This window comes from Mesorhizobium sp. LNHC209A00, assembly GCF_000502915.1.
Classification (GTDB): domain Bacteria; phylum Pseudomonadota; class Alphaproteobacteria; order Rhizobiales; family Rhizobiaceae; genus Mesorhizobium.
In genome coordinates this window covers 54,736-73,310 of sequence record NZ_AYWT01000013.1, presented here as the reverse complement: position 1 = coordinate 73,310, position 18,575 = coordinate 54,736, and the positions used below count along the sequence as shown (strand labels likewise).

General features: G+C 63.1%; 14 protein-coding genes. 2 read left to right on the top strand and 12 right to left on the bottom strand.

The window, feature by feature from the left end; genetic code table 11:
- Positions 1-135: 135 nt before the first annotated feature.
- The 4 genes from minC to X739_RS1000000169510 form a co-directional block, all read right to left on the bottom strand.
- Positions 136-1,071, bottom strand: coding sequence for a septum site-determining protein MinC (gene minC / locus X739_RS142190; RefSeq protein WP_023795632.1), 936 nt, complete (start codon positions 1,069-1,071; stop codon positions 136-138).
- Between the two features lie 160 nt (positions 1,072-1,231).
- A complete protein-coding gene (locus X739_RS142195) occupies positions 1,232-3,289 on the bottom strand; it encodes a response regulator (protein WP_023795631.1) in 2,058 nt (685 codons plus the stop codon).
- A 3-nt stretch (positions 3,290-3,292) separates the two neighbouring features.
- Positions 3,293-8,041 (bottom strand): HAMP domain-containing protein, encoded by a 4,749-nt coding sequence (locus X739_RS05775; protein WP_023795630.1) that lies wholly within the window; start codon positions 8,039-8,041, stop codon positions 3,293-3,295.
- 17 nt (positions 8,042-8,058) lie between these two features.
- Entirely contained in the window at positions 8,059-8,856 is a 798-nt protein-coding gene (locus X739_RS1000000169510; RefSeq protein WP_245273932.1) for a HAMP domain-containing protein, read from the bottom strand.
- Positions 8,857-8,919: 63 nt separating this feature from the next.
- On the opposite strand from X739_RS1000000169510, the gene X739_RS1000000170695 reads away from it, so the two are divergent.
- The gene (locus X739_RS1000000170695; protein ID WP_023774836.1) at positions 8,920-9,141 is read left to right on the top strand and encodes a hypothetical protein; all 222 of its coding nucleotides are present in this window, start codon (positions 8,920-8,922) and stop codon (positions 9,139-9,141) included.
- Positions 9,142-9,338: 197 nt separating this feature from the next.
- Here X739_RS1000000170695 and X739_RS1000000169505 read toward each other — a convergent pair whose 3' ends face one another.
- From X739_RS1000000169505 to X739_RS142230, 8 genes are all read right to left on the bottom strand, one after another.
- Positions 9,339-9,488 (bottom strand): hypothetical protein, encoded by a 150-nt coding sequence (locus X739_RS1000000169505; protein WP_023774835.1) that lies wholly within the window; start codon positions 9,486-9,488, stop codon positions 9,339-9,341.
- 56 nt (positions 9,489-9,544) lie between these two features.
- Positions 9,545-9,832, bottom strand: a complete 288-nt coding sequence (locus X739_RS142200) for a hypothetical protein (protein WP_015316916.1) — start codon at positions 9,830-9,832, stop codon at positions 9,545-9,547.
- A gap of 195 nt (positions 9,833-10,027) precedes the next feature.
- Positions 10,028-10,351 (bottom strand): DUF2934 domain-containing protein, encoded by a 324-nt coding sequence (locus tag X739_RS142205; RefSeq protein WP_023774834.1) that lies wholly within the window; start codon positions 10,349-10,351, stop codon positions 10,028-10,030.
- A 119-nt stretch (positions 10,352-10,470) separates the two neighbouring features.
- Positions 10,471-11,070: a BA14K family protein gene (locus X739_RS142210; protein WP_023784420.1), complete on the bottom strand. Its 600-nt coding sequence runs from the start codon at positions 11,068-11,070 to the stop codon at positions 10,471-10,473.
- Positions 11,071-11,188: 118 nt separating this feature from the next.
- Positions 11,189-11,695, bottom strand: coding sequence for a DoxX family protein (locus tag X739_RS142215; RefSeq protein WP_023784419.1), 507 nt, complete (start codon positions 11,693-11,695; stop codon positions 11,189-11,191).
- Between the two features lie 245 nt (positions 11,696-11,940).
- Positions 11,941-12,420 carry a tetratricopeptide repeat protein gene (locus X739_RS142220; RefSeq protein ID WP_023795627.1) on the bottom strand — a complete coding sequence of 160 codons (480 nt, stop codon included), beginning with the start codon at positions 12,418-12,420 and terminating at the stop codon, positions 11,941-11,943.
- 30 nt (positions 12,421-12,450) lie between these two features.
- Positions 12,451-13,422 (bottom strand): MBL fold metallo-hydrolase, encoded by a 972-nt coding sequence (locus X739_RS142225; RefSeq protein WP_023795626.1) that lies wholly within the window; start codon positions 13,420-13,422, stop codon positions 12,451-12,453.
- Positions 13,423-13,556: 134 nt separating this feature from the next.
- On the bottom strand, positions 13,557-13,802 hold the full coding sequence (locus tag X739_RS142230; RefSeq protein WP_023774829.1) for a DUF680 domain-containing protein: 246 nt from the start codon (positions 13,800-13,802) through the stop codon (positions 13,557-13,559).
- Between the two features lie 640 nt (positions 13,803-14,442).
- Between X739_RS142230 and X739_RS142235 the strand changes: the two genes are divergently transcribed.
- Positions 14,443-18,561, top strand: a complete 4,119-nt coding sequence (locus tag X739_RS142235) for a Pls/PosA family non-ribosomal peptide synthetase (protein ID WP_023795625.1) — start codon at positions 14,443-14,445, stop codon at positions 18,559-18,561.
- Positions 18,562-18,575: the final 14 nt, after the last annotated feature.

Below are 18,575 nucleotides of genomic sequence, written 5' to 3'. Positions count from 1 at the left end.
TGTGCCGTGTGCCGCACGGCTGTTGTCAGAGCCTGCCATCATGCCATCCCAAACCGGTCCGAGGCTTGCGCGCGGCGATGCCTCGGCGCTTGTCTGGGCCGGAACCGTGAAGCCGGGCGTCAGCACCGCGCCGGCCTAGTTCAGCGGCACGACGGCGAGCATGTCGCCTTCGAGGAAGGCCTGCACGGCCTTGCCGCGCGAGACGCCTTCCATCTCTTCGGCGGTGGTGTACCAGCCGTCGACCGAAATCAGCTCCGCCTCGTTCTTGCGGCAGAAGATGCGTGCCGAGCGATTGCCCTGCGAGCCAGCGATGGCGCGGCCGCGTAAAGTGCCATACACATGGATAGAGCCCGCCGCGATGATTTCGGAGCCGGACGCGACCGAGCCCAAAACGATGACATCGCCATGCGGATGAAAGATCGACTGGCCCGAGCGGATCGGCGACTTGACCATCAGCGTGCCGGCCTGGACCGTTTCGATGGCGCCGGCTTCCGCCTTGGCCGCCTTGCCCTTGCCGACCTCGGCCCTGCCTTCGTCGACCTTGCCCTCGCCTGCCTTGACTTCCCCGACTTTGACTTCGCCTGCCTTGACTTCCCCGGCTTTGACTTCGCCCGCCTTGACTTCGCCGGCTTTGACTTCGCCGGCCTTGCCGGCATCCCTGCCGCGATCCGAAAACACGGTTTCCAGCTTGCCGGCTTCATCAGCCGCCTCCGCCTTGCCCTTGCGGCCGGGCTGAGACAGCAGGCCATCCGTAGTGGCCTCCTTGGCGGCGCTAAGCAGCGGCGGCAGGTCAAGCCCGAGGGAGGCCCCTTCAAGCTCGATCGCGTAGACCCGGATGCCCCGCGCACCAAGCGAAGCAACCAGCAGCGCGATGTCGGCGACGTCGGGCTTCAGTACGTTCAAATCGAGCACCACCGGCCGCCCCGCAAAATACCCTGGCGAATTGCCGATCCAGTGATCCAGCCCCTCCAGCCAGGCGGAAATCGGCGCCTCCGGCGTGAGCGTAAAGGCCACGAACGAACGGGCGCGAAAACGAATGGATTTTGTTTCGACGGGGGCGGCAAAGGTCACGGCCAGCGAATCCTTACTGAGAGGTAAACGCTAGGGGGTTAATGGTTAACGAATGGTTAACGGCAAAGGGCAACTCGGCAGCTAGCGCGAGAAATCGGGAGGTCTGCTAAAGCCCCGCGGAGACCGGCGACAGGTGCGGGCTCCTCCCGAAGCAGGCGCATCAGCGGCGGCGCGAAGCTGATCGAATGGCTGCTACCAGGTGGGCATCTTCGAAGGGCTTGCTGATCAATGCCACGTCGTCAGGGCGGTCCGAGATTTTCTCGGCATCGGCGTAGCCCGTGACGATGAGTGCCGGCCAATCCGCGCGCAAGCTTCGGGCGAAGCGGATGACGTCGATGCCGGAGATGAGCGGCATGGCGAAGTCGGTTACGATTACGTCGAAACGGTCCGGCTCCTTTTCGATGGCGGCAAGGGCCTGGGCGCCGCCCGAAAACGCCGTCACGTCGAAGCCCGATTGCCGCAGCGACATCGCCGTCAACTCCCGCAGGGACTGACTGTCGTCGACGAGCAGAACAGTCGGCAACTCATCCTCGGCCGCCGTCGGGAGGTCCGTGCCGGCATTGTTGGCGGCACTGGCTTCGAAAACAAGCTCATCTTTAGCGGTGACGTCTTGCGCCTCGCGTGAACGCGGCAACCAGAGCTCCATGGTTGTGCCGTGGCCAAGCTCGCTGTCAATCCTGAGCGTGCCACCCGACTGCTTGGCGAAACCATAGACAGTGCTGAGGCCCAGACCCGTGCCCTTCCCGATCGGCTTTGTCGTGAAGAACGGCTCGATCACCTTGCTGATGACATCCGCGGCGATACCTGTCCCGGTGTCCTCGACCGCAAGCCTGACATAGTCGCCCGCGGCAAGCCCTTGGCCGGTGGGGCCGACGCTGCGATTGTGGGCCTTGACGCGGATTGTCCCGCCGGAAGGCATCGCGTCCCGGGCGTTGAAGACCAGGTTCATCAACGCAAGCTCAAGCTGCGCCGGGTCCGCATGCACCGGCCATGTATCTTCACCGACATGCCAGTCGAAGCGCACCAAGCCGCCCAGGATCGGCGCCACCAGGCCGGTCATCGTGTCTCCCAGGGTCGACATACGCACGGCAACCGGCTTCAGATCCTGGCGCCTTGAAAAGGCGAGCATCCGCTGGATGAGGTCCTTGCCCTGGGAAGCGGAGCGGCGCGTCATGTCGAGAACCTGGGCCGCCTTGCCGTCGAGGCTCACTTGCCTTTCGAGCAGGCTCAGCCCGGAGAGGATCGCCGCAAGCAGATTGTTGAAGTCGTGGGCAAGTCCGCCGGTCAGCTTGCCGACCGCGTCGAGCCGTTGCGATTGCAGCAATTGGCTTTCCAGATGGCGCTGCTCGGTGATGTCCTGCATGGTGCCCAGCAGCTCGAGCCCGGCGCCATCCCTGGCAACCACTCCCTGGTCGAGGAATATCCGGTATTCCTCATTGGCGCGTCGCCAGCGGAACTCGCACGCATAAGAGCCGGTCTCGTGGGCGGCCGAAAGCGATCTTGTCACTTCCTCCCGATCAGCCGGATGGACCCGGCTGATGCCGAAATCTGGATCCGCCATGAACCGGTCCGAAGAAAATCCCGTCAACCGCTCGACCCCCTTGGAAACATAGGTTGCGGCGAATGGCGCCTCGGCCGTGCGGGCGTGAAAACAAATCGGCAGCGAAGCGAGGATCGTCTCCTGCCGGGCCTCGGAATGCCGCAGCGCCCGCTCGGCGTCGAGCTTGTCGGACGTCGCCTTCAGCGCTCGCTCAAGCAGCAGCTGCTCCCTGGCCGCGTTCCGTTCGATTTCCCTCGTCTTTTCATAGAGATCGACGAAGACCATGACCTTGGACCGCAGCATCGACGGGTCGAATGGCTTGAACAGATAATCCACCGCGCCGGCGTCATAGCCGCGCAACATATGTGCTTCTTCCTTGTTGATGGCGGTCAGGAAGATGATCGGTGTGGCGTTCGAACGTTCGCGCCTCCGGATCAGGGAAGCGGTTTCGTAGCCGTCGAGACCGGGCATCAGCACATCCAGCAGAATGACGGCGAAGTCGTCCTTGAGCAGAAAGCGCAGCGCCTCGTCGCCCGACTGAGCGCAAATCACCTGCCCGACCCCGTCGAGTGCCTCCTCTATGGCAAGGAGATTCCGCGCGTCGTCGTCGACAGCGAGAACGCGAACCGGCCCCAGCTTTTCGAACGGTTCGCTGCTTTCTGCTTCCATCGCGGCCATAGGCTAGATCCGCCGGGGCGCGATCAGATTGCGGTCGTCGCCGTCTGCCCGCGATGTCCCCGCCCGCGAGCGCGAGCGACCGACCCAAACACGCAGCAGGGCGAGGAGCAGGTCGAGGTCGACTGGCTTGGCGATGTAGTCGGACGCGCCGGCGTCCAGACATTTCTGGCGATCTCCTTTCATCGCCTTGGCCGTAACGGAAATCAGCGGAATGTGCGCGATTTCCGGCTGGGAGCGTATCCGGCGCATTGTCTCGTACCCGTCCATCTCGGGCATCATGATATCGATCAGGGCGACATCGACGTTCGGCGCCTCTTCAAGCATGGCTATGCCATCCCGTCCCCGCTCGGCATGCCGCACCTCGATACCGTAGGTCTCCAGCACGCTGGTCAGCGAATAGATGTTGCGAATGTCGTCGTCGACGATCAGAACCTTGGCTCCGGCCAGATCGGCGTTGTCGAGTTGTTCGGAAGCAAGGATTTCCTTGTCGGGCCTGTCGCCTGGAAGGGCCGCGGACATCAACAAGCCAAGCTGGGAAAAATTGTCGGCACGCGGAACATCGCTGAGCGGCGGATGCAAGGCGATCTGCTGTTGAAAGGAGTCCGGATGGGGCGTGAAGAAGAGCAGGCGCGGGACAAAATCGCCGAACTGCGACATGATCTCATCGAGCATCTGGGCGTTGTCCTTGGCCGAACGGCCAAAACCGAACACGACGGCGTCATATCCGGCAATACCATCCCCGTCGGCATTAGCCGCGACGCGGCCTATGGCGGTGACCGACGTGACGCCGTCGCGAATGGCTTCCACCAGCGCCAGACGACGCTCGGGATCCGGATCCGCGACCAGCACATTGCGTTGTGTCCTGAGTGTCCTCGACTGAATGTCCTCGAAGACACGCGAGAGTTCGCCGGCGGACACCGGCTTGCTGGAAACGCTTGCGGCGCCTCGGCGTGTGAGAAGCTCGATGTCTTCAGCGCCGGAGATAACGTGGATGGGTATGTTCCTGGTCTTCGGATCGTGCCGCAAAAGGTCGAAAAGGACCCAGCCGTCAATGTCCGAAAGGCCCAGATCCAACGTGATCGCATCGGGCATGAGCTTGCGTGTAAGCGCCAGCGTTCCCGAGCCGGCGGTGGAGAGCACGCCTTTCAATCCGGCCGATCGCGCGAGACCAAGCAGCAGCCCGCCGAAAGTGGGGTCGTCCTCCACGATCAGCACCACCCTGTCCGACGGGTCGATCGCATCACGGTCATCGGCGAGTTCCGGCGTTCCTGTCGTGCTGCTGGCCGCAACGGAAACGGCAGCCGGCGAAAGCTCGATCTGCGGTGCAAGACTGCTGCTGCGCGGGCCATCGAAGGGAATGACAAGCGTGAAGGTCGAGCCCGTCCCTGGCTGGCTTTCGACGCGCAACTCGCCGCCGAGCAGGCGGGCGATTTCCCGGCTGATCGAGAGGCCGAGGCCAGTGCCGCCATATTTGCGGCTGGTCGTGCCGTCGGCTTGTTGGAATGCCTCGAAGATCAGCTTTTGCTTGTCCTCCGGAATGCCGATGCCTGTGTCGGTGACGGCGATTGCCAGCGCCTTGGGCAGTGTTGCCGCGCCATTTCCGCGGCCGGTCCGCTCGGCATGGATGCTGAGCGTCACGTCGCCTTGGGACGTAAACTTGAAGGCGTTGGACAAAAGGTTTAGGACGATCTGCTGCAGCCGTTTTTCGTCCGTACGGATCGTCTCGGGCAGGATTTGATCGATCTCGATCATAAACCTAAGCCCCTTATCGGCCGCAAGCTGGCGGAAGGTTCGCTCCATATGCTGACGCAGATGTGCGAGCGGCATGTCGTTGAGCTCGATCGAAACCGTGCCGGATTCGATTTTCGAAAGATCCAGTATGTCGTTGATGAGGCTGAGCAGATCCGTGCCCGCCGAGTTGATCGTGCGAGCGAACTCGATCTGCTTGTCGTTCAGGTTGCCCTGCTGGTTGGTCGCGAGCAAGTTGGACAAGATCAGCAGCGAGTTCAGCGGCGTCCTCAGCTCGTGGCTCATATTGGCCAGGAATTCGGACTTGTACTTGGACGTCAGGGCCAGCTGTTCCGCCTTCTCCTCGAGCGCCCGTCTGGCCATTTCGATCTCGAGATTCTTGTTCTCGACCTGTTTTTTCTCGTTCTCGAGAAGCTGGGCCTTCTCCTGCAATTCCTCGTTGGTGGCGTGAAGTTCTTCCTGTTTCTTGGTGAGCTCGGTCTGGCGCGACTGCAGTTCGGACGTCAGAAGCTGTGACTGCTTGAGAAGCCCTTCCGTGCGCATGGTCGCGGCGATCGTGTTGAGCACGATGCCGACCGATTCCATCAATTGCTCGAGGAACAGGCGATGCGTGTCGCTGAAGCGGCTGAAAGAAGCGAGTTCGATGACCGCCTTGACCTCTTCCTCGAACAATGCAGGCAGAACGATAGCGCTGGCCGGCGGTGCTTCGCCGAGGCCCGAGCTGATGCGCAGGAAGCTCGACGGAACCTCGTCGAGCATGATCGCCCGTTTGTCGGCCGCGCTTTGACCGATCAGGCCTTCCCGGAAGTCCACACGCTGGCGAATCTTGGCTTTGCCCTCGGCGGCGTAGGACGCGGCCAGTTCCAGATAGGATTCTTCCTCGTCGCGATTGGTCACGTAGAAAACGCCGTACTGTGCGTTCACCAGCGGCGCCAGCTCCGAGATGATCATGCGCGACACCGTGGCCAGATCGCGCTCGCCCTGCAGCATGCGCGAGAACCGAGCGAGGTTGGTCTTCAGCCAATCCTGCTCGGCATTCTTGAGCGTTTGATCCTTCAGGTTGCGGATCATCTCGTTGATGTTGTCCTTGAGCGCCGCGACCTCCCCGGAAGCCTGGACGCTGATGGAACGGGTAAGATCGCCCTTGGTGACCGCGGTCGACACCTCGGCGATGGCCCGCACCTGTGTGGTCAGGTTCGCCGCCAGCTGATTGACGTTGTCGGTCAGGTCGCGCCACAGGCCGGCGGCGCCAGGCACCCTCGCCTGGCCGCCGAGCTTGCCCTCGATGCCGACCTCGCGGGCGACGTTGGTCACCTGATCGGCGAAGGTCGCCAGCGTTTCGATCATGCCGTTGATGGTGTCAGCCAGGGACGCGATCTCGCCCTTGGCATCGACGGCGAGTTTACGCTTGAGATTGCCCTGTGCCACGGCGGTGACCACATCGGCGATGCCGCGCACCTGGTTGGTCAGGTTGGTCGCCATGAGGTTGACGTTGTCGGTCAGGTCCTTCCAGGTGCCCGCCACGCCCTCGACCTGTGCCTGGCCGCCGAGCTTGCCCTCGGTGCCGACCTCGCGCGCCACACGCGTCACCTCGCCGGCAAAGGAGTTGAGCTGGTCGACCATGGTGTTGATGGTGGACTTCAGCTCCAGGATCTCGCCCTTGACGTCGACGGTGATCTTCTTCGACAGGTCGCCGCGCGCCACCGCTGTCGTCACATCGGCGATGTTGCGGACCTGGCCGGTCAGATTCTCGGCCATCGAATTGACGTTGTCGGTCAGGTCCTTCCATGTGCCGGCGACGCCGCGCACCTGTGCCTGGCCGCCAAGCTTCCCCTCGGTGCCGACTTCGCGCGCGACACGCGTCACTTCCGAGGCGAAAGAATTGAGCTGATCCACCATCGTGTTGATGGTGTCCTTGAGCTCGAGAATTTCGCCGCGAACGTCGACCGTGATCTTTTTCGACAGGTCGCCCAGCGCAACGGCGGTCGTCACTTCCGCGATGTTGCGGACCTGGCCCGTCAGATTCGCGGCCATGGCGTTGACATTATCCGTCAGGTCCTTCCACGTGCCAGCGACACCGCGGACCTGTGCCTGGCCGCCAAGCTTGCCGTCCGACCCCACTTCGCGGGCCACGCGCGTCACCTCGGATGCGAAGGAGTTCAGCTGGTCCACCATCGTGTTGATGACGTCCTTGATCTGCAGAATCTCTCCTAGTGCATCGACGGTGATTTTTTGGGTGAGATCGCCGGTCGCGATCGCGGTCGCGACCTTGGAGACATCGCGCAACTGCACGGTCAGGTTGCCGGCCATGGCGTTGACGTTATCGGTGAGGTCCTTCCAGGTGCCGCCGACCCCCTCGACATGGGCCTGGCCGCCGAGTTTTCCCTCCGAGCCCACTTCGCGGGCAACGCGGGTGACTTCGGAGGCGAATGAGTTGAGCTGGTCCACCATCGTGTTGACGGTGTTCTTGAGCTCGAGGATTTCGCCCTTCACGTCGACCGTGATCTTCTTTGAGAGATCACCCCGCGCAACAGCCGTCGTCACATCGGCGATGTTGCGCACCTGGCCGGTGAGATTGGCGGCCATCAGATTGACGTTGTCGGTCAGGTCTTTCCAGGTGCCTCCGACGCCACGGACTTCCGCCTGGCCGCCGAGCTTTCCCTCCGTGCCGACCTCGCGCGCGACGCGCGTCACTTCCGAGGCGAAGGAATTTAGCTGATCCACCATCGTGTTGATGGTGTTCTTGAGCTCCAGGATCTCGCCCTTCACGTCGACCGTGATCTTCTTCGACAGATCGCCAAGAGCCACGGCGGTGGTCACTTCGGCGATGTTGCGCACTTGGCCGGTCAGGTTGGCCGCCATTGAATTGACGTTGTCGGTCAAATCCTTCCAGGTTCCAGCGACACCCCGCACCTGCGCCTGGCCGCCAAGCTTTCCCTCCGTGCCGACCTCGCGCGCGACGCGCGTCACCTCGCCGGCAAAGGAGTTGAGCTGGTCGACCATGGTGTTGATGGTGGACTTCAGCTCCAGGNACGGACTTCCGCCTGGCCGCCGAGCTTTCCCTCCGTGCCGACCTCGCGCGCGACGCGCGTCACCTCGCCGGCAAAGGAGTTGAGCTGGTCGACCATCGTATTGATGGTGGACTTCAGCTCCAAAATCTCTCCCTTCACGTCGACGGTGATCTTCTTCGACAGGTCGCCGAGCGCCACCGCGGTCGTCACATCGGCGATATTGCGGACCTGGCCGGTCAAGTTGGCGGCCATCAGGTTCACGCTGTCCGTCAAATCCTTCCAGGTGCCACCCACGCCCTCGACGCGGGCTTGGCCGCCGAGCTTTCCCTCGGTGCCGACTTCGCGCGCGACGCGCGTCACCTCGCCGGCAAACGAGTTGAGCTGGTCGACCATGGTGTTGATGGTCGACTTCAGCTCCAGGATTTCACCCTTCACGTCGACGGTGATTTTCTTCGACAAATCGCCCGAAGCGACGGCGGTGGTCACCTCCGCGATGTTGCGCACCTGGCTCGTCAGGTTGGTCGCCATCGCGTTCACATTGTCGGTCAAGTCCTTCCAGGTGCCCGCCACGCCCTTGACCCGGGCCTGGCCGCCGAGCTTGCCCTCGGTGCCGACCTCGCGCGCCACGCGCGTCACCTCCGAAGTGAACGAGGCGAGTTGCTCGACCATCGTGTTGACGATCTTGCCGATCCGCAGGAATTCGCCGCGCAGCGGCCTGCCGTCGATCTCCACCATCATGGTCTGGGACAGATCGCCCTTGGCGACGGCGCCAATGACCCGGGCCACCTCGGCGGTCGGTTGCACCATGTCCTCGATCAAGTCGTTGACCGATCGGACACTTGATTCCCAGCTACCTTTGGCGTTCCTGACATGGCCGCGCTCGCTGATGCGCCCGTCTTTGCCGACCACCCGGCTGAGCCGCGCGAATTCCCGCGTCACTTGGTCATTGAGTTCGACGATTTGGTTGAACGTGTCTGCAATCTCGCCACTCAGCCCATCATAGACGTTTTCGATACGGACGGAGAAATCGCCGTTTCGAAAGGCTTTGAGAGCGCTGAGAATTTGTCGAGAGTCCAGTTGTTCTTTTGGTAACCGAGATACGCCCAAAAACCCCTCCACGCGGACCCCACGGCCGGATCAGGCCGAAGCTCCTAACGCGTGGCCGCATATTTTGTTCCGTATGATTTGCTGAAAGGCCTCGCCGCGCTTTTCTGGCCCCCTTAGGAGGACGAAGAAGGCGGGTTGGCCTACAGCTCGGCCTCTGTCTACCGCTATGCACGGCGATCGCCTCAATGCCGCTTGAAATACTGCACTTGCCTTTCGTGCTTCTCCGCCGCTTCGCGGCTGTCGAACGTCCCCAGATTCCGCCGCTTGCCCGTCTTCTCGTCCTTCTTCCTTGAATAAAGCCGGTATTTCCCGTCTTTCAGCTTCCTGATCATCAGTCGCTCCCCAGGAAAGGACGGAGGGCCCGGCGATCGCCGGGCCCTCCCTATTGTCAGTCGCGGTGTTCGGGCATGGCTTTCAGCTGGTCCTTGGTCCAGCTGGTCACGGCATGGACGTCGCCGTCCTCGTCACGCATGAAATCGAGTTCGTTGGCGGCGACGGCGACAGGCTTGGCGCCGATGCCGAGGAAGCCGCCGACGTCGATGACGACCTGGCTGCTGCCATGCATATGGTCGACGGAGCCGATCTTCTCGTCGTTGGGACCGTAGATGGTCGCGCCTTCAAGCGTGTCCGGGGTCAGTTCGGCGCGGCTGAGCCTTACGTGGTTGGCGTGGTCCATGAGTGCATCTCCTTTGGGGTGGGGACAGGGTGAACCTCCGAGGCGGCCAAGGGTTCCGACATTGTCGGAGATGACCAGGGATAGCGCTCCAAGAGAGCGCCGGCTTCGCGACAGTCATGGTTTTGCGCTGGGTGGCTCGATGAATCATCTTGTCATCGAGTTGCGCCAACCCGTTGTTTCGAAAGGCTCGCGCGTTCAGCGCCCGCGCTTTGGCTTGAGGCTGCGTGCGGCTTGCTCGATCGCGGCGCGGTCGGTACCGAGGCGGTCGATCAGCTCCTGCGCCTCCTCGCCCGTTATGCCCGCGCGGATCGCCAGTTCCTCCACCGTCAGAACGTCGGAACTGGCGATCTCGCCGGTTTGCGGCAGCGCGTCATCCGCCGTCAGCGGCAGGGCGGCTTCCCTGTCGATCTCCATCTCGGCCCGGCGCCAGTGCCGCTCATGGTCGCCATGCGCCCCGCCTTCGCGCTGCCAGATCTCGTAGGCGCGGTTCCTGATCTTGTCGTCGCGGTCGTCGCTCATGTCATTCCTCCACTCATGTGAGGCATGAACGCGGCGCCGATGCTAACGATCCAAAAAATTTGCGTGATCGTCGCGATGGCCAGATGCACCCTTCAGCCACGCCTACACGGCACCGGCGGCTATTCGCACTGGCGCCTGGGTCCGCCGGAATATGGCTGGTAGCTGTTGTCGTCGGGCCGGTAGGAGCGGTAGCGGCTGAAGCAGGAATCGACATGGTCGGCGGAAAGCGCCGTCGTGGCGACCGCCGGGGCGACACCGCCCTCGACATAGCTGACGGCTGCCGATGGCTGCGCGCCCTGGTCGGCGCCGGCATCGAGATAGGGTGAGACGCAGGGGCGCTGCTGCCCGCTGTAGGACATGTAGCTGTTGTCGTCGGGATGGTAAGAGCGGTAACGGCTGGCGCACCACCGGACATGGGACGCCGGCAGCGCGTCGGCTCCATCCGCCGGCGCGATCGATCCGGTCGCGGTGGGATCGGGTGCCTGCGCCTTGACGGCGACCTCGGGCGGAGCGGGCTGGTCGGCCGGCAAGCGTTGCAGATTTTGCGCCGCCTTGTTCACCGGCCGCGCGTCCCTGGTCCACAGTTCCGCCACGCTGAGGGTCGGCCTTGCCTCATGCGCGGGCTTGGCGGCGAGCAGCCAGGCGGCAAAGCCAAGCCCGCTACCGAAGACCGCAAGGGTCAAGACAAAGCCGCCGACCAGTGCCAATATCGCTTTCACGTCACCCTCCTTGAGTCCCTGCTTATAGAATGCGGAGCATCAAGGCTGGTTCCAGCAAAGTGCGTGTGGCGGGCGTATGAACGGGTCGCGGCCTCAGCTTCTCCTCAAACCGGCAGCCTCACCTCTGGGAAAACTGGTTCTCGACCGCCAGCAGCAATGCCACCGTTTCCCTATCGCGCTGGCGCTGCCGCAGGGTGCGGGCCAGCAGCCAATCCAGCGAGATCCGGCCGGCGCCGGCGACGGCCAGCACGAACATGCCGCCGGCGATCGCCAGATCCTTTTCGAAATTCAGCAGCTCGCTCTGGCTGGCGAAGTTGGTGTGGAACAGTGTGGCCGTTGCCAGGCAGAAGAGGCCGAGGCCGATCGCCCCCAGCCTCGTCAGCACGCCCGTTGCCACCGAGAGCCCTGCCCCCAGTTGCAGCGCGATGGTGGCGACGAACAGCGGTAGCCCAACGCCTTGCGCGGCCATCGCCTTGGCGGCGCCGTCGAAATGAGTGGCCAGCGTCACCCCCTCATGCAGGAAGATGAAGGACATGAGCAGGCGGCCGGCAAGCAGGGTCAGATCCCTGACATAGAGTCTGGTGGCGAGGGCGTGCAGCTTCGCGGCGCGTTCGTTCAGGGTCATGGTCAGCCTCCGATATTTTGACACCGTGGAGGCGCCACGCGGGAACGGCGCCTGCCGAATGTGATGACTAAAAGGGCCGGAGCCGGCTCGAGGGAGAGGCGCCGGCTCCGGCAGTGGGCGCCAGCCACGAGCGCCCGAACTTTGCGATCCATCGGGGTTGGCGCAAGGCCCCTCATCTGTCGCTCGCGTCCAGCTTCTCCCCGAGGGGATTGCCCGAATTGCCATTCGCAATCCGGGGGGAGAACTTACTTCGTCACCTTGGTGTCGATGGCTTTCCGCAGGTCGGAAAGCTCGTCGCAGCCGGCGGGGCAGAGTTTCTGCAGGGAGGCCAGTTGCTCATCGGCCTTGGCCATGTCGCCGCTCTCGACATAGAGCTCGCCCAGATATTCGCGGGCGGCCTTGTGGTCGGGTTTCAGCTCCAGGGCCTTGTTGTAGTAGGTCAGCGCGGTGGTGAAGTCGCCGGTCTTGCGCAGCGTGAAGCCGAGCAGATTGTAAACGTCGGCCTGCTGGTTGTCCTGCGCGAGGTCGCGCAGATCCGCCAGCGCGCCCTTGTAATCCTTGGCGTCGATCTTGGCCTTGACGGCGGTGAGGTCGGGCGCGTCGGCACCCTCGATATCATCGACCGCATGGGCCGGGATGATGGTTGCGACGGGAACCACGGTCAGCACGGCAATGGCGCCGAGCAGGCCAAACAGGGCGTGCTTGCCCAGATAGCACTGTTTCATTGTCTGTCTCGCTAGGATTGAGTTACCCGTTCAAATTTGAACGGGAGAGAAGCCGTAGGCATTGCCGTCCTTGACGAAGACGCCGGTGCCCGGGAACGGGAAGTGCGAACCGGAAATGCGGATGTTGTCCGCGATCACCCGGTCGATAATCTTGTGGCGCGTGGCGATCGCCGTCGGCCCGTCCTGGTCATAGGCACCCTGCCATTCCGGATGCGGCGCGAGAAGCGCCGGCACATACATGGTGTCGGCCGAGATCATCAGTTGTTCCTTGCCGGAATTGGCGAGGTACACCGAATGTCCCGGCGTGTGGCCGGGGGCTGCGATGATCTGGATGCCGGGCGCGACCTCGGCGCCGTCCTCGACCAGCTTCCAGTTCTTCCATTTCGGGAAGTTTTCGGCGATGCGCTTGCCCGCCGGCTTGCGGCCCTCGGGCAGCTTGGCCAGCCTGCTGGGGTCGGTCCACCAATTGTATTCGGTGGCGTTGACGATCAGCTCGGCATTGGGGAACACCGGCGTGTTGGTGCCCTTCTCCATCAGGCCCCAGACATGGTCGGGGTGGAAATGCGAGATCATGATGGTGTCGATCGCCTTGTAGTCGATGCCGGCGGCGGCCATGTTGGCCGGCAAATGCGTGGCATTGGCCTGCCACTGGCCGACGCCCGAGCCGGCATCCATCATGATCAGCTTGCCGCCCATCTTGAGCACGGCGACGGTGAGCGGAATGGGCATGAAGTCGGTCGTCAGCCCCGCCTTGGCGAGCGCTGCCTTGGTATCATCGACCGAAACATCCTTGATGAAGGCCGGGTCGTGCGGCTTCTTCCAGATGCCGTCATAGATGGCGGTCACCTCGATATCGCCGACCGTGTATTTGTAGAAGCCGACGGTGGGTTCCACCGGCGTCTGCGCGAAAGCGGGCCGGGTGAATTCCAGCTTGCCGGCAAGGCCGAAGGCGGCAGCGGCGGCGGCGGATTGAAGCACTGTGCGGCGTGACATGCTGAACATGGTGATCTCCTCTGTTGAGTGGTGACTATGGCGCGAAAGGTCGAAGGGAATGACGGAGCGCCAAGCCCCTGGCCCTCCGTCGCTGGTCGCGGGATCGGATCGGCGCCGTCGGGATCCGGTGCCGAGCCGTGAACTCAGTTGCCCCAGATGCCCTGGCCGGGTTCCTTCGCATCGGATTTGGTCGCCGGCCGGCTCGGCCCGGTCGTCACCTTGGTATCGACGCCATGAGGACGTGCCGTGTAGGGGATCGAGGCGGTGGCATTGGTGTCGACAGCGGCGCCAGGCTGGTTGACGTTATCGGCGCCGAAATGGTCGCTGCCGGCAAAGGCAGAAGTCGAGGCAAGCAACATCGCAGCCACGCTGAGAGCGAGCTTGGTCATTTCGGTAAATCCTTGTTTCGTTTTCTTAGGGTCGCGGACCGCAAGATTGCTCCGCTTGCAGAGAAGACCCGCAAGGGCCGCGCTTTATTCCCGGGCGGTATGAGATTTTTCTGGAAGGGCTGAAATTGAGGGAAGCGGTCCTACGGAAGACTGCCCAGACACAATTCAGAAACAAGATTCAACAGTTCGGAAAAACTGGCGAAAAGATCGGCTGGCATAAGCATCCCTCAACGGCCGGAAATCTGGCCGCCGCACCAGCACGGACACAGGCGCACGGACACAGGCGCACGGAATTGGGTACGGCAATGCAAAGAGGTTCGAACGGATCGACGGGTGCCCTGCCCCGCATGTCGCTCGCCGCCGGTAGCGCCCAGGCAACGCGCGCGCTTGCGCGATGCGCCCATGCTCCCGAAACTGTGAAGACGGAGCGGTCGATTCCGTGATAACCGCCCGGCCAAAGAGGGTACGGCCGGCGATCGCCGGCCTGAATTCCCGAATCTTCCGTTCTGGAAGCTTCGGTCATTCCCCCTCCATGAACAACGATGAAATTGCAGCGACGGCACAGTCGGCAATGCCCGCCGGCGCGGCGGCGTGACCGAGATGTGCCTGTAACGGCTTGCCAGGACGAGAAAGTTTGGAAATGGACCACGGTATCGATATCGCCGAACTGGACAGGGAAGCGGCAAGAGCGGGCACAGGGCCCGAGACCAGCCCCGACAGCATCGATGCACTTGCGGGAGTTGCAGCCGGAGCGCACGGCCAAGTTCTGGCGGGCGCCGATTTTGCCCGAGCGGGTCAGCCGGACGAGCGGCTCGACAAGGTCTTCGAGCAACTCGCCGAAACATTCGCCACGCTGCCGGCGGTGATCTCCGAGGGCCGCACCTGGACCTATAGGGAACTGGACAAGCGCGCCAACCAGTTCGCTCGCCTGCTGGTCAAGCGCGGCGTGCGGCCTGGTCACCGTGTCGGGCTCATCCTCGACCGGTCCGCCGAAACCTATGTGGCCCTGCTCGCCGTGGTGAAGGCAGGCGCCGCCTTCGTGCCGCTGGCCACCGACTTTCCGCAAGAGCGCATGGCGCTCATCATCGAAGACGCCAGCGTCAGCCTGGTCGTCACCATCGCCACCTACGCGTCGCGGGCCGACCAGCTGCCGGTTCCGCACCTGTTGATCGACAGCGCCGCCGCCGAAATATCAGCCCAGTCCGACGCGCCGCTGAAGCCGCACAAGGCGCCGGCCCCCGCTGAGGTCGAAGACATCTGCTATATCCTCTATACATCGGGCACCACCGGCAGGCCCAAGGGCGTCGCCATCCGCCATCAAAGCTTCGTCAACTTCATCCGCGTCGCCGCCGCATCCTATGGCTACCGGCCGGGCGATCGCGTCTACCAGGGCATGACCATCGCGTTCGACTTTTCCTCCGAGGAGATATGGGTGCCGTTCGTCGCCGGCGCGACGGTCGTGCCGGCACCAGGCCAGATGCCGCTCGTGGGCGAAGAGCTCGCCGATTTCCTGCGCCATCACGACATCACCTGCATGGCCTGCAGCCCGACGCTTCTGTCGTCCATGACATCGGACGTGCCCAGCCTTCGCACGCTGCTGGTCGGCGGCGAGGCCTGCCCGCACAATCTGGTGGTGCGCTGGTCGAAGCCCGGGCGGCAGATCCTCAACACCTATGGCCCCACCGAGGCGACCGTCACGGCAACCATGGGTGCACTGACGCCGAACCGGCCGGTGACGATCGGCGCGCCGCTGCCCACCTATTCGATCGTCATTCTCGACCCTTCGCTGCCTCAGCTTGCCGAACCTGGCGAACTGGGCGAGATCGGCATTGCCGGCATCGGGCTGGCGGTCGGCTATCTCAACAGGCCGGACCTGACCGAACAGAAGTTCATCACCGATTTCCTCGGCCTGCCGAACAACCCGTCGAAGCGCATCTACCGCACCGGCGACCTTGGCCGGATCAGCGACGCCGGCGAGATCGAGTATGCCGGGCGCATCGATACCCAGGTGAAGATCCGCGGCTATCGCATTGAACTCGGCGAGATCGAGGCCGTGCTGCTCGACCAGCCCGAGATCGCGCAGGCCGCCGTCACCACCTGGGAGATCGAGCCCGGCCGCGTCGAACTCGTTGCCTATTACGCGCCCAAGGCCGGCCAGCCGCCGCTCTCGCGCGCCGACATCGCCCAGACGATGAAGCGGCGGCTGCCGGATTACATGGTGCCCTCCTATCTTGAGGAACTGCCGGCGATCCCGATGACGGTCTCCAACAAGGTCGACCTTCGCCAGTTGCCCAAACCGACCAGCGTCCGGCTCTCGGCCGACCGCGCCATGGTGCCGCCCGGCAACGACGACGAGCGTTTCCTGGCCGACGCGCTATGCGCCGTGCTGAAGTTCGACGACGTTTCCGTCGAGGACAATTTCTTCGACGATCTCGGCGCCAACTCGCTGCTCATGGCGCATTTTTGCGCGCGCGTGCGCACGCGAAAGGAATGGGCGACGACGTCGATGCGCGACATCTATCTCTACCCAACGGTGGCGCGCCTGGCCAAGCACCTGAGCGTGGCGGAAGAGATGACGACGGCCACCAACGAGCCCGTTCTCACCCGCCAAGCGTCCAATTTCGTCTACTGGACCTGCGGCGCGGCGCAGTTGCTGTTTTACGCAGCCTACAGCTACGTGGCCTTGTGGGCGATCAATGACGGCCTCAACTGGGTCTATGACACGCTCGACGACCCGCTGCAGCTTTATTTCAGGTGCGTGGTGCTCTCGGCCGGTGTGTTCTTCGGCATGTCGGGCTTTGCCATTGCCGCCAAATGGGTGCTGGTGGGCCGCTGGAAAGCGGAAGCGTTCCCGATCTGGGGCCTGCGCTATTATCGCTTCTGGGTGGTCAAAACCTTGATCCGTACGGCACCCGTCGTGCTGTTCCGCGGAAGCCCGCTCTACAGCCTCTATCTGCAGCTTCTGGGAACCAGGATCGGCAAGAACGTGGTCATCGAATCCCGCGCCGTTCCCGTGTGCACGGACCTGATTTCGATCGGCGACCGAACGATCCTGCGCAAGGAATCGCTGATCCTGGGCTATCGCGCCCAGGCCGGCTATATCCATACCGGGCCGCTGACCATCGGCCGCGATGCCTTCGTCGGCGTCGGCTGCACGCTCGACATCGACACCGCGATAGGCGATGGCGGCCAGCTCGGTCATTCCTCCTCGCTGCAGCGCGGGCAAAGCATCCCCGACGGCGAACACTGGCATGGATCGCCCGCGGTGCCGACCACGGCGGACTATTGCAAGGTGCGCAATGTCAATCCTCCCCGCATCCGGCGCTTCCTCTACGAGGCCGTGCAGCTGATAGGACTGTTTGCCATCGTCACCCCGCTGCCGCTTTTGTTCCACAGCTATTGGGAGAATGTCGGCGACGACTATCAGGAGACGATCGGCATTGTGGCGATCGGCACCACGGTCACGCTGTTCGGCTACATCGTCGCGGCTTTTTTCGCCGCCACGGTAGTGCCGCGCCTGTTCAGCCTGATCCTGAAACCCGGCCGTACCTACACGCTTTATGGCTTCCGCTACTGGCTGCAAACGGTTGCCGAGTTCTCGAGCAACTCGCGCGTGCTCGGCCTGCTGTTCGGTGACAGCTCGGCTATCGTCCATTACATGAGCGCCATCGGCTGGAACCTCAACAAGGTGGTGCAGACAGGCTCCAATTTCGGCTCCAACCAGCAACACGAAAACCCGCTGCTATGCGAGATCGGCACCCAGACCATGGTGTCAGACGGGCTTTTCATGATCAACATGCACAAGTCCGCTTCCGCGTTCCGGCTCGAGCCGACCCGGATCGGCGAACGCAACTATCTCGGCAACAACATCTACTATCCGCCGGATGGACGCACGGGCGACAACGTCCTGCTCGGCACCAAGGTGATGGTCCCCATCGACGGGCCATTGCGCGAGAATGTCGGCCTTCTGGGCTCGCCGCCCTTTGAAATCCCACGCATGGTGAACCGCGACAAGGAACTCATCGCCGGCATCGACGAGCAAGACCGGCGCCAGCGCATCCCGCTCAAGAACCGTCACAATCTGGTGACGATCCTCCTGTTCATGGCGACGCAATGGGTCATGCTGTTCGCCACGCTGGCGATCTGGGATCGCGCACTGAACTACTACACCGAATGGGCTGAGATCGCCCTCTTCGTGGCGGTGCTTTTGACCTCGGCGATCACCATTCCGTTCTACATCTTCGTTGAGCGGGCAAGCCTCGGTTTTCGCAAGCTGAAGCCGCGGATAACGACGATCTACGACGTCACCTTCTGGCGTCACGAGCGCCATTGGAAGCTCGCGGATTCGCCTGTTGTGCGCCTGTTCGCCGGCACGCCGTTCCGGCCGATGATCCTGCGCATGCTTGGGGTTCAGGTGGGCAAGCGCGTCTATGACGGCGGCGCCAACCTGACCGAGCGTTCCCTCGTGGTGATCGGCGACGACGTCACGCTCAATGAAGGCTGCGTCATCCAGGCCCACTCGCTGGAAGAAGGTGCGTTCAAGTCCGACTTCATCCGTATCGGCGATGGCTGCACGCTCGGACCGTCCGCCTTTGTCCATTACGGCGTGGTGATGGGCAAGGGATCGATGGTCGATGCCGATTCCTTCGTGATGAAGGGCGAGGAGTTGGAGCCCAACTCGATCTGGCGCGGCAACCCGGCCAAGCTGCACCGGTTCGTCGAGCCGGTCATGGAAGACGGCTCCAGGGCGTCGTCCTGACCCTCGATCCCGAT

Excerpts from the sequence above, each read along its gene's own strand:
- X739_RS142195 (WP_023795631.1), bottom strand. The coding sequence starts at position 3,289 with ATGGCCGCGATGGAAGCAGAAAGCAGCGAACCGTTCGAAAAGCTGGGG.
- X739_RS05775 (WP_023795630.1), bottom strand. The coding sequence starts at position 8,041 with ATGGTCGACCAGCTCAACTCCTTTGCCGGCGAGGTGACGCGCGTCGCG.
- X739_RS1000000170695 (WP_023774836.1), top strand. The coding sequence starts at position 8,920 with ATGGCCGCGCTCGCTGATGCGCCCGTCTTTGCCGACCACCCGGCTGAG.
- X739_RS1000000169505 (WP_023774835.1), bottom strand. The coding sequence starts at position 9,488 with ATGATCAGGAAGCTGAAAGACGGGAAATACCGGCTTTATTCAAGGAAG.
- X739_RS142200 (WP_015316916.1), bottom strand. The coding sequence starts at position 9,832 with ATGGACCACGCCAACCACGTAAGGCTCAGCCGCGCCGAACTGACCCCG.
- X739_RS142205 (WP_023774834.1), bottom strand. The coding sequence starts at position 10,351 with ATGAGCGACGACCGCGACGACAAGATCAGGAACCGCGCCTACGAGATC.
- X739_RS142215 (WP_023784419.1), bottom strand. The coding sequence starts at position 11,695 with ATGACCCTGAACGAACGCGCCGCGAAGCTGCACGCCCTCGCCACCAGA.
- X739_RS142220 (WP_023795627.1), bottom strand. The coding sequence starts at position 12,420 with ATGAAACAGTGCTATCTGGGCAAGCACGCCCTGTTTGGCCTGCTCGGC.
- X739_RS142225 (WP_023795626.1), bottom strand. The coding sequence starts at position 13,422 with ATGTTCAGCATGTCACGCCGCACAGTGCTTCAATCCGCCGCCGCCGCT.
- X739_RS142230 (WP_023774829.1), bottom strand. The coding sequence starts at position 13,802 with ATGACCAAGCTCGCTCTCAGCGTGGCTGCGATGTTGCTTGCCTCGACT.
- X739_RS142235 (WP_023795625.1), top strand. The coding sequence starts at position 14,443 with ATGGACCACGGTATCGATATCGCCGAACTGGACAGGGAAGCGGCAAGA.